This is a genomic window from Halopseudomonas pelagia CL-AP6, assembly GCF_000410875.1.
Classification (GTDB): domain Bacteria; phylum Pseudomonadota; class Gammaproteobacteria; order Pseudomonadales; family Pseudomonadaceae; genus Halopseudomonas; species Halopseudomonas pelagia.
The window spans coordinates 108,618-119,507 of the sequence record NZ_AROI01000025.1 but is presented as its reverse complement, the minus strand read 5'-3'; the positions used below and the strand labels follow the sequence as shown (position 1 = coordinate 119,507).

Here is a 10,890-nt window from a genome sequence, read left to right as displayed (position 1 = left end):
TACTACCACTGATCCCGGAGAGACCTATGCTGACTCACAACACACTCAACACCCTGCGCCACCTCAAGCTAACGGGCATGTGCGACGCCTTGGAACAGCAGCGGGCGCAGCCCGCAACCCATGACCTGGCGTTCGAGGAGCGCCTGGCCCTGCTGGTAGACCGGGAAGTGCTGCACCGGGAGAACCGTCGGCTGGACCGGCTACTGAAGGCTGCTCGCTTGCGCGTGCAGGCCTGCATCGAAAACATCGACTATCGCCACCCGCGAGGGCTGGAACGTTCCCGTATGGCAGGCCTGGCCAGCTGTGACTGGATCGGTCAATCGCTGAATCTGTGTATCACCGGTCCCACCGGCTGTGGCAAGACATGGCTGGCTTGCGCCCTGGGCAACCAGGCCTGCCGCCAAGGGCTATCCGTCCGCTACTTGCGGGTGCCACGGCTGTTCGAGCAAGTGCGGATCGCCCACGGCGATGGCAGCTACGCCCGCCTGATGACGCAGCTGTTGAAAACCGATCTGCTGATCCTGGATGACTGGGGCATGCAGAAGGTCAATGCCCAGCAACGACAGGATCTGATGGAGGTGATCGAGGACCGTCATGGACGTGGCTCAACGCTCATTGCCAGCCAGCTACCCACCGAACACTGGCACGACTACATCGGCTCCGCCACGCTCGCCGACGCCATCCTGGACCGGCTCCTGCACGGCGCCCACCGGCTCAATCTGAAGGGAGAATCACTGAGAAAGGCTAACGCTCAAAACGCGGTATCGATTGACCCATCGTGACCGCTCAGAGTACAAAACCCGTTCCAGCGTGAAGGCCGTGTGCAAATCGGTCACGATCACCGGTATGACCGGTCACGTTCGCCGGAATACGCAGTTTTGGGGTGTGGTCCTAGAAGCCCGTGGTCGCTTCCCAGCATCAGCGCCGCACGGGTAAAAAGGTCCGCAAAGTGAATGCAGTACTGCAGCATCCAGAATTACCTGGATACTGGCCAACATCGACCGTGAGGTTATTGGCAGTGCAGAGGTACAGATCATCGAAGGCAAGACTGCCGACATCAATGGCGCCAAACTCTGGCGAACCGCACATTACCATTTTGACTCGACAACACTTATAGTGCTGCGCACGCTTAACACTGTATTTATATACAGCTTTCAATCCGATCCGTACACTCACGTCTAAACCGATCTAAACGCTCTCGACACGAAAGGCATTCTGTTATGTTACATTGGCAACATAACAGAGCGGGGTGAAAAATGAGTGTCGGCACAAGTGGGCGGATCGTCGTTGAGATCGACCCTGGGGTAAAAAGGGACCTGTATACGGCCTTAAGCCGTGAAGGCAAAACCCTAAAAGGGTGGTTTTTAAGTCGCGCAGAAGAGTACATCTGCGACAGTGGGCAATTGTCCATATTTGAGAGAGATCATGACAGTGACGCAGAATCGTCCAATCGAACTGAAGAGTAACTTAATAGATGAAAGAGCGAACGCGACAAGTGGGCATGCCAATTTGAGCTATGACTTCGGAGGCAACGCCGACGCCAAGGTAACCCATCAGAAGCCGAAAACGGAGCCTGAAGAAACTAAAGTGCGTAAGTTGGTTTCTCTTTTTAGTGGCGGCGGTGGACTCGACTTAGGCCTTGAAGCGTCCGGTTTTGAAACCGTTTTTGCAACCGACATTGATTATCATAGCTGCCAAACGCTACAGAACAGCAAGGAATTTTGCAAAAGCAAAGGAATTCCCTTCTTGAAATCTGCATCGATACGGCAAGCGGATGTTACGGAGCTGACTTCTCAAGAGGTGATGGAGGCGGCAGGGGTCTTAAAAGGTGAATTAGACCTGATGGCAGGCGGCCCTCCATGCCAGGCCTTTAGCGTGTTCGGGAAACGACGCGGGGTAAATGATCCACGAGGTCTCCTCGCATACGAGTATCTTCGGCTAATAAGCGACATTCAGCCAAAAGCGTTTATATTCGAGAACGTATTTGGTTTGTTTACAATTGACGGGGGTGAAACGTTTAAGCAACTTTGTAAAAAACTCGAGGCCCCCGGTAAAGACGTTAATTACACTCTCTCGGTGTTTCGCCTCAATGCTGCTGACTACGGGGTTCCACAGTTCCGAGACAGAATTTTTATCGTAGGCAGTCGCGATGGCAAGAAGCTAAGCTCCATCCCAAAAATATGTACGCAGTCTCCATCGCTTGTTGACGAGAGTCTAGGAAAATTTTTACCGTATCGTACAGTGACGGATGGATTAAGAGGACTGCCTCCTCTCGGAGAAAAGCTCGCAAACCATACGAGCAGAAAGCACAGCGAACGCATAATTGAGCGATATAAGAATCTAGCATTCGGTGAGCGAGATTCGAAGACCAGAATAAACAAGCTTCACCCTGAAAAGCCAAGCTACACAATTATTGTGGGGTCGGACAAAGGTGGCGGAAAAGGTCATGTTCACCCGACAGAGCCTCGTGAGGTGTCACCTCGGGAGTCTGCACGCATGCAGACATTCCCTGACTGGTGGTCGTTCTCTGGCACGTCAAGACATCCGATTCGGCAAGTTGGAAACGCTGTCCCTCCGTTATTAGGGGCGCTAGTGGGACGTGAACTAATGCAAAATTTGTTTGACGGCGAACGAAGAAGTTTAAAACAGATTATTTCGCTCCTCGGACAGGAGCATCTTTTTACGGGGAACATAGATGACTTATGAAGCCTGGACAAAGATAGATTCGGGGTCTGAAGGCGCGTGGGCTCCAGATGTCTGGCTAGGTGTGATTGAGATAATTTCTCGTCACGAAGGCGAGACAGTGTATGACCAGCAGGCCCCTATATATGAAGAGCTGCAAGAAAGGTTTCCATCATTAAAATGGGTGGATAAAGATCAGGATACAGGGGTTTTCAGGCCGTACTTCCGAGATTTTTCAAAGGCGTGGACCAACACTAAAGTCGCGTCCTTCGACACGACCTTCAGATTAACACCTCAGGGGCGTCGGATCGCAGAAGGCTCATTGAGCGCACGCGAACATTTGATCGCGGTCTGTGAGCACTACTCCGAGAACGACGAATATCCTTTTAGAATTTTGGCTGAAGCTTTTTTAAAAGCTGGACGACCATTATCTCTTGCAGAAATTTTTTTTGGAATTGAGACAGCATATCGCCCAGGGAAAGATCAATTAGTAGAAACTCTTTCACTCGCCAGCTCTACAAATCATCCAGCAATTAGTGGAGTCGCTGAAAGAAGATTGAATCTGATGCTGGCTCTCTTGGAGCGTACCGGGGGAATAGCAAAATCAGGCACGGGCTCTAAAGCTGTATGGAGGTTGTGGGATAAAGACACTCTATCAGAAATAAGTAAAGACCTTTCTACGCCAGGCATTCCTGCTCAACAAGAACACAGTATTACCGGTGCAGATAAAGCATTCGTCGATGCTGCGAAATTCGCAAACCTTTCGTTTGCACCCTCTCTATCTCTTAATACTGTTGCATCACTGCTTGCCAAACCGTTTCTTATTCTCACCGGACTTTCTGGATCGGGGAAGACAAAGCTCGCACACGCATTCGCTGCATGGATGTCAAGCACCCCCGAGCAATATCGAATAGTTGCTGTTGGAGCCGACTGGACTTCCAATGAAAGTGTTCTTGGTTATGCGGATGCCCTTCAAAAAGGTCAATATTGCAAACCGACAAGCGGAGCACTGGACATCATTCTGAGAGCTTCGAACGATAGCAAGAGACCGTATTTTCTTATTCTCGATGAGATGAACTTATCTCATGTGGAACGCTATTTTTCTGATATCTTATCCGCAATTGAATCCCAACAAACTATCGCACTTCATTCTTCAGAATCAGACTTAATGAGTGGCACTGGTGGAGAGGGCGTGCCACCTAGAATTAAATTCCCGCAAAATCTTTACATAATCGGCACCGTTAATGTAGATGAGACGACGTATATGTTCTCGCCGAAAGTTCTGGATAGATCCAATGTGATTGAATTTAGGGCTTCCTCAGCAGATATAAGCTCGTTCCTGGAAAGCCCACAAGCAGTTGATATCCATGCATTAGCTGGCCGGGGGGCTATCTATTCCCAAGCGTTCATTACTGCCAGCAGTATTCAGAAACTAGATCTTGAGACTCTAGATGCATCGATAGCTGGGCATTCTAATATCAAACTTGATTTGAATCAGAGGCTGACTGAAGCTTTTAATCATCTGGCAGCTATCGGTGCTGAGTTTGGCTTTAGGACGGCACTTGAGATCACTCGCTTCACTTATTTCCACGCACAACTCACTGGACCAGGGTGGAAACTAAACGATGCATTGGATGCTCAAATTTTACAGAAACTTCTGCCGAAACTGCACGGATCCGAACGACGATTAGGTCCAGTGCTCGATACTCTGAGTGAATACTGCGAGAAGTACGACTGTCAACACAGCTTACAAAAAATACGTCGCATGCAAGAGCGCTTGCAAGATGGCTTTACGAGTTTCGCTGAGGCGTAAATGGCGAAATTATCTTCCTGTGTATCCGTTATTTTTTCTGGCCCAAGTGCGGCGCCATTAACTATGTCCATCTATGCGCCACCTGGCAAAGATGAAGCAATTCAGCGCCTGACTTACGATGAGTCAGTTGTCTTTGGTGAGGAGGCCGTACAGCTTCTCGAAGGCCTGCGGTATGAATACGAGATTTCTCAACCGGACCTTAGATTAGCCGAAGACTCCGGCAGTGGTGTGGTATTTCCAAGCTCGAACCCCAAGCTGGCTTATACCGGAACCATAGTGACTGGATTGCACACGGGGCGGCTTGGATTACTCGTTAAAGATAAGTATGGAAGCGTTCTGGGCACTGCTGCTTTAGAGATCAGGCCGCGCAAACTTGGCCATCGTGAGCATTACAGGCAGATGCTTGATGAGATAACGGAAGTTTGTGTCGATCTAGCTATGGATCTGAGAGCGCCTACCCATTTAAAAGCGTGCCCGTCTCCCGGAAAATCTTCGCAGACCATACACCAACGGTTTGCCTTTTTGCGAACCCTAATTGGCTCGCGCCAATTTAAAGATGCCCTTGCGAGGATAGCGTCTCACCCACACAAACGGTGGGAAACTGAAGAGCAAGATATTGACGTTCGGCGATCTTTTCGTCCGAACGCAAAAACAATGCGCACAATTTCCAGATCTTCTCGCCGTGTTCCCGTTCCCCTTAGTCATCCTTTGTCGAAGTTATTGCCATCAGTTCCAGAGCGCATTCCAACATCTAGGAATACTCAAACAGAAGACACGAGTGAAAACCGTTTTATAAAATTTATACTCGAAAATTTTTTAGCGTTTTTGAGAAGCATGGATCAAAGGTTGGAGGTAATTGAGGCCTCAAGGGCGCATAAGGGCCTTAAGCGAAGCGAGGCAGACCACAGACTTCGAACGCAAATCGCAAGTTTGGAGGGATCTCTATTGTATTCTCTTAAATCAAGTTTTTTCCACAACCTATCGAGGATGAGTATTCTTCCACTAGGAAGTCCTGTTCTTCAAAGAAGAGCCGGCTATCGCGAGGTTTTTCATTCTTGGCTAAAATTTGACGTAGCCGCCCGGCTCGTATGGCACGCTGGGGAGGATGTATACGGAGCTGGGCAGAGAGACATAGCAACCCTGTACGAGTATTGGGTGTTCTTTAAGTTGTTGTCTATTTTTGCCGAGTATTTTCGGTTGAGCAAGCCTCTCTCCCAAACCCTAATAGAAGAGACTGAGGATGGTTTCGGGGTGAAGCTGAAAGCCGGGGAGCACCTAGCGTTTGACGCTACCCTCAACATTCACGGACGCAGCTTGCGCGTGCAGTTCGGCTATAATCGGACATTTAGCAGTAACCGGAAGCGCGACCAGACAGGATCATGGACTGAGAGAATGCGCCCGGATTACACATTAAGCCTTTGGCCTAGTCAGATAGGTGATAGCGAAATCAGTGCAGACGAGGCCGAGCGACAGGAGCTAATTGCGCACCTTCATTTCGACGCCAAATATCGTGTTGATGACATACAAGAGATCTTCGGGAAAGAAAGTGGAACTCTTCAAGCCGACGGCGAAATGCCGGGGGCTAGCAAATACAAGCCCGACGATCTTTTGAAAATGCACGCTTATCGTGATGCTATCCGCAGGACACATGGCGCTTATATCTTATACCCTGGTGATACGCATAAAAACTGGGCGGAGTACTGCGAAATTCTACCCGGCCTCGGTGCTTTTCCACTACATCCTGGATCTGATAATCAAGCACTTAAAACTTTCTTAAGCAAGGTTGTTGAGCACGTCTCTGACCGTGCGACCCAGAGGGAACAAAACGATTACCATAATTTCCGAATACATAAAACCCGCAACGCAGCGGGATTGTTTATTCCACTTCAAGAGTTCCATAACGATACGGGTGAGCGTCTTCCGCCCCCCTCAGATAGGTTTGTTCTAATCAGTACTGCGATCAGCCGACCCCACTTCGAATGGATGAAGCGCGAGAATAAGTACACGCTCCGAATAGCGAATAGCGGTGACCTCTCTGCGCTACAGCGCCGGCTGATAACAGCTCACTATATATTTATTTGTTCCCCTGATTTCAGTCCCTCGAATTTTTTCGCTGAATTGTGTAGCACTGGCGTAAGGGTCCAAACCGCGGAAGCGATGTCAGCGGCCGGTTATCCCGCCGTACAAAGTGATGCGCTCTACCTTGTCTGTGATTTTAATATAGCGCCTGAACTCGACTTGTTTGTGGACAAGTCCTGTGTTCCTAGCGAACATGAGATCATTAGTCTTAGCGAGTTTTTTTCAACCTATAGCTAGTGATGGCGATCTTTGTAGTGGTCAACTGATTCCGGACAGTGGATAAAGTTTTTCCTCTGCCTTGGCAGGTGCTAAACCATCATTGAATTGATGTGGTCTTAGCCAGTTGTACCGTGTCATCAGGTAATAGCTGATGTCTCGCTGTGCTTCTTTGAACGTGGCGTATCCGGTGCTTGGTATCCATTCTGACTTCAAGCTGCGGAACAGCCGCTCCATGGGCGCGTTATCCCAGCAGTTGCCCCGTCGGCTCATGCTTTGCCTCATACGGTAGCGCCATAACCGTTGCCTGAATTTGCGGCTGACATACTGGCTTCCCTGGTCCGAGTGAAACATCACGTCCTGAGGCCGGGCTCGCTGTTCATAAGCCATATCCAGCGCTCTTATGACCAGCTCTGCATTCGGGTGACTCGATAGCGCCCAGCCCACAACACGACGGCTAAACAGATCCAAGACGACGGCAAGGTAACACCAGCGTCCTTGACGCCCAAATATAGGTAATGTCGCCACACCAAGCCTGGTTAGGCGCTTGCACGGCAAACTCTCTGTTCAGATGGTTCGGGATATCCACTCGCTCAACGGTAGCGGACTTGTACGCATGACGCCCTGGCTGCTTGGATACCAACCCAAGATCGCGCATGAGGCTTCGAACCTTGAACCGGCCAATTTGATACCCTTCTTCGCGCATCGATCCCATGATCGTTCTGCTACCCGCAGAGCTCCGGCTCTCGTTAAACAGCTGATTTACCTTACTGCGCAGCATCAATTTCTCGGGATCAATTTGCTTCCGTCGACGCCGGGAATCGTAGTAGCTGGATCGGGAGATGCCGAACGCTTCACAGACCAGTTCAACAGGCTCATGCTCACTTAACCGGTCTATCAACGCGAACGATCGAGCTCGTCCGCCATCAAGAGAGCAGTAGCCTTTTTTAATATCGCTTTCTCCCGTTCAAGCCGATTGATCTGGGCTTCGAGCTCCTGAATCTTCTGTTGCTCTGGGGTTAAAGCTTTACCCTTGGGCGTGCCGCCGTCGCGCTCGGTTCGTAACTGGTCGACCCAGCGTCGTAGTGCTGTTTCTCCAACTCCCAGGGACTTGCTTGCCTCTATGACCGAGTATCCCTGGTCTAGAACCAGCAACGCGGCATCGTGCTTGAACTCAGTTGAAAACGTACGACGTTGTCTTGTCATGGAACACCTCAGCTATGGCGGTAAATTTACCACCCATTTCGGTGTCCGGGATTAGTAGACCACTACAAGGTGCATCGTCAAGGGCCGCTAATCATTACCAATCGGTGCTTGGGAGCCTGAATCAACTCGTGAAACTCTGAGGGGTAGAACCATCGCGGTATCAACGGATGTCACCAGTCAGTAAATCCTTTTGAATGACTTTCCCATACGAGCCCTGCACCTCTTTGATCGCTGCGTCAGCTTCAAATTATCTAATTGGGGGCGAGATGACCTCCAAGCTGCCTGCCACAGCCTCGATTGAAAAGAAATTGAAACCTATATCACCCACATGAGCATACCCAGCCGGTCGGCTCAACCGGCTCTGCATGAGGTGATTTTTCGTGATCCCATCCTGTCCTGTCTGTCATTCCCATAGCGTGCAGCGCTGTCACTACGGCAAGCGTATCGGCGGCGCTGTGGGCACAGTTGCTGGCGCACTGAGTGGCGCAGCCGGCTCCGCCAAAGGGGCCGTGCAAGGCGCTCGCGTTGGCGCTGCGGTGTTCAGCATCGCTGGTCCAGCAGCTACGGCATCCGGTGCCGTGCTTGGCGCCATCAGCGGCGCGCTTATCGGCTGTATTGCCGGCATCCGCCTTGGCACTGTTCTGGATGAAGAACTGCTCTGCCACCACCGCTGCAACGACTGCTCCAACCACTTCTAAGCGCATCCCTTTCCTCTTACCACCGCCCTACCCGGCTTTTGATTCCGGATGGGCACTTATGCCCTTTATCAGGAGATTTTCATGACACATCACATCGAGAACATGGCGTTTGTTGGCGCTACCCCCTGGCATGGGCTGGGTAGTCAGTTGTCCCAAAACCAACCGTTGGAGATCTGGCAGCGCGAAGCCGGGATGGACTGGCACATTGAGGAGTCCCCGGTGCGCTTTGTTGCTGGCGCGAGCTCTCACCTGGGCAGCATTCATTCCTACCCTGAACAGAAAGTGCTCTATCGCTCTGACACCAAAGCGCCGCTGTCCGTTGTGTCCAACCGCTACAAGGTAGTGCAGCCCAATGAGGTGCTGGAGTTCTATCGCGACCTCACCGAGTACGCCGGTTATGAGCTGGAGACCGCGGGTGTGCTCAAGGGCGGCAAAAAGTTCTGGGCGCTTGCTCGCACCGGCCAAAGCAGTGTGCTCAAGGGTCGTGATGAGGTGAACGGCTACCTGCTGCTAGCCACTTCGTGTGACGGGACCCTGGCCACGATGGCCACCCCAACAACCGTGCGAGTGGTCTGCAACAACACCTTGGCCATCGCCGTGAATGGCGCTTCTCAGGCCATTCGGGTACCGCACAGCACCGAGTTCAACTCACAGCGAGTCAAGCAGCAGCTCGGCATCTCGGTTTCTCAATGGAGTGAATTCATGTACCGCATGAAAACCTTGTCTGAACGCAAGGTGAAGCCGAAGGAGGCCCTGCGGTACTTCCTGCAGGTGATCTGCAGCACGGACACCGACCTGGAGGACCGTAAGCAGTTGCCGCAGCACCGGGCACTGCAGAAGGTTCAGGACTTGTATCAGGGCCAGGGACGAGGCGCGCAACTGATCTCAGCACAAGACACAGCCTGGGGCCTACTCAATGCGGTAACCGAGTTTGTTGATCACGAAAAGCGTGCTCGCAGCACCGACCACCGCCTGGATTCTGCCTGGTTCGGCCAAGGCGCCGCACTGAAACAAAAAGCGCTGGATCACGCCATCCAGTTGGTCGCCTAAACCAAGCACTCAATCCCTGCCCTTAACGACATAAAGCCCGGCCAGTTCTGCTGACCGGGCTTTTTTGCGTCTGGGTGTTCACACAACGTTGGAGTAAATCACATGAAAACGGAACAACACTTACCCACGCCCCCGAGAAAAGGCACTGCGCTACGCCTGGTCAGCACCACCAATCTGGACCGCGAGCAATGGCTGACCGTACGCAAAGGTGGAATCGGTAGCTCAGACGCCGCTGCCGCCGTGGGACTGAACCCATACAAATCGCAGCTGGCGCTATGGCTTGAGAAAACCGGGCGTGACGCTGCGATGCCGCAGATTGACGCTAACGACGACGGCACACCGGCATTCTGGGGCACCATTCTCGAACCCATTGTTGCAACTCAATACAGCAAGCGCACTGGCCTGAAGGTGCGCAAGGTGAACGCCGTACTGCAGCACTCAGACCCGGACCTGCGCTGGATGATGGCCAACCTCGACCGTGAGGTGGTCGGCTCAGCCGAGGTGCAGATCCTGGAGTGCAAAACCGCTGGCATTAACGGCGCCAGGCTGTGGAAGGATGGCGTGCCGGAGTACGTGCAACTGCAGGTGATGCACCAGCTGGCAGTGACCGGTAAGCAGGCAGCGGATGTGGCTGTGCTGATTGGCGGTCAGGATCTGGAGATTCATCGTATTGAGCGTGATGAAAAGATGATCGCCAACCTGATCGAGCTGGAACGTCGCTTCTGGCAATACGTTGTCGATGATACGCCGCCACCGGCTGATGGCAGCGATTCGGCAGATCAGGCACTGCGTTGCCTCTACCCTCAGGACAATGGTCGCACGCTTGATCTGAGTGGCAATCCCGCGCTCAGCGTGGCGTATGTTGAGCTGAAGGCCCTCAAGCAGACCATCAGCAAGCAGCAACAACGGGAAGCTGAGCTGAAGCAGGTACTGCAACAGGCCATGGGCGACGTCAGTCGTGCCACCTTTGCCGGCGGCCAGATCACCTGGAAACGCAGCAAGGACAGCACTGTGCTGGATACCGACAGCCTGCTCAACGATAACCCCGACCTCAAAGCCCGCTACAGCAAAGTAAAGGAAGGCAGTCGCCGCTTCCTGATCAGTTAACACCTCTCCAACTCCCGCCACTACCACCTCCCCTCGCCT

The 10,890-nt window shown here is 52.1% G+C and carries 7 protein-coding genes and 2 pseudogenes; 8 read left to right on the top strand and 1 reads right to left on the bottom strand.

Annotated elements, in window-relative coordinates:
- Nucleotides 1-26: 26 nt before the first annotated feature.
- The 5 genes and pseudogenes from istB to K787_RS23550 all read left to right on the top strand — a co-directional run bounded on the left by istB (nt 27) and on the right by K787_RS23550 (nt 6,811).
- A complete protein-coding gene (gene istB / locus K787_RS0117470; RefSeq protein WP_022964110.1) occupies nt 27-782 on the top strand; it encodes an IS21-like element helper ATPase IstB in 756 nt (251 codons plus the stop codon).
- Between the two features lie 94 nt (nt 783-876).
- Nucleotides 877-1,080, top strand: a pseudogene (locus K787_RS25610) (YqaJ viral recombinase family protein); the annotation flags it as partial.
- Between the two features lie 345 nt (nt 1,081-1,425).
- Entirely contained in the window at nt 1,426-2,706 is a 1,281-nt protein-coding gene (locus K787_RS0117465; RefSeq protein ID WP_022964109.1) for a DNA cytosine methyltransferase, read from the top strand.
- The gene (locus K787_RS24385; RefSeq protein WP_022964108.1) at nt 2,696-4,495 is read left to right on the top strand and encodes an McrB family protein; all 1,800 of its coding nucleotides are present in this window, start codon (nt 2,696-2,698) and stop codon (nt 4,493-4,495) included. The genes K787_RS0117465 and K787_RS24385 overlap by 11 nt, the downstream gene beginning before the upstream one ends.
- Complete coding sequence (locus K787_RS23550) at nt 4,496-6,811, top strand: DUF2357 domain-containing protein (RefSeq protein ID WP_022964107.1); 2,316 nt, start codon at nt 4,496-4,498, stop codon at nt 6,809-6,811.
- Between the two features lie 21 nt (nt 6,812-6,832).
- Here K787_RS23550 and K787_RS24840 read toward each other — a convergent pair.
- Nucleotides 6,833-7,996 (bottom strand): annotated as a pseudogene (locus K787_RS24840) (IS3 family transposase).
- Between the two features lie 380 nt (nt 7,997-8,376).
- Here K787_RS24840 and K787_RS0117440 point away from each other — a divergent pair.
- The 3 genes from K787_RS0117440 to K787_RS0117430 all read left to right on the top strand — a co-directional run bounded on the left by K787_RS0117440 (nt 8,377) and on the right by K787_RS0117430 (nt 10,851).
- Complete coding sequence (locus tag K787_RS0117440) at nt 8,377-8,694, top strand: hypothetical protein (protein ID WP_028615059.1); 318 nt, start codon at nt 8,377-8,379, stop codon at nt 8,692-8,694.
- A gap of 81 nt (nt 8,695-8,775) precedes the next feature.
- On the top strand, nt 8,776-9,744 hold the full coding sequence (locus K787_RS0117435; protein WP_022964104.1) for a DUF932 domain-containing protein: 969 nt from the start codon (nt 8,776-8,778) through the stop codon (nt 9,742-9,744).
- 102 nt (nt 9,745-9,846) lie between these two features.
- On the top strand, nt 9,847-10,851 hold the full coding sequence (locus K787_RS0117430; protein WP_022964103.1) for a YqaJ viral recombinase family nuclease: 1,005 nt from the start codon (nt 9,847-9,849) through the stop codon (nt 10,849-10,851).
- The last annotated feature ends 39 nt before the right edge of the window (nt 10,852-10,890 follow it).

What these genes read in the sequence shown, in the direction of transcription:
- K787_RS24385 (WP_022964108.1), top strand. Translation starts at nt 2,696, where the DNA reads ATGACTTATGAAGCCTGGACAAAGATAGATTCGGGGTCTGAAGGCGCG.
- K787_RS0117435 (WP_022964104.1), top strand. Translation starts at nt 8,776, where the DNA reads ATGACACATCACATCGAGAACATGGCGTTTGTTGGCGCTACCCCCTGG.
- istB (WP_022964110.1), top strand. Translation starts at nt 27, where the DNA reads ATGCTGACTCACAACACACTCAACACCCTGCGCCACCTCAAGCTAACG.
- K787_RS0117430 (WP_022964103.1), top strand. Translation starts at nt 9,847, where the DNA reads ATGAAAACGGAACAACACTTACCCACGCCCCCGAGAAAAGGCACTGCG.
- K787_RS23550 (WP_022964107.1), top strand. Translation starts at nt 4,496, where the DNA reads ATGGCGAAATTATCTTCCTGTGTATCCGTTATTTTTTCTGGCCCAAGT.
- K787_RS0117465 (WP_022964109.1), top strand. Translation starts at nt 1,426, where the DNA reads ATGACAGTGACGCAGAATCGTCCAATCGAACTGAAGAGTAACTTAATA.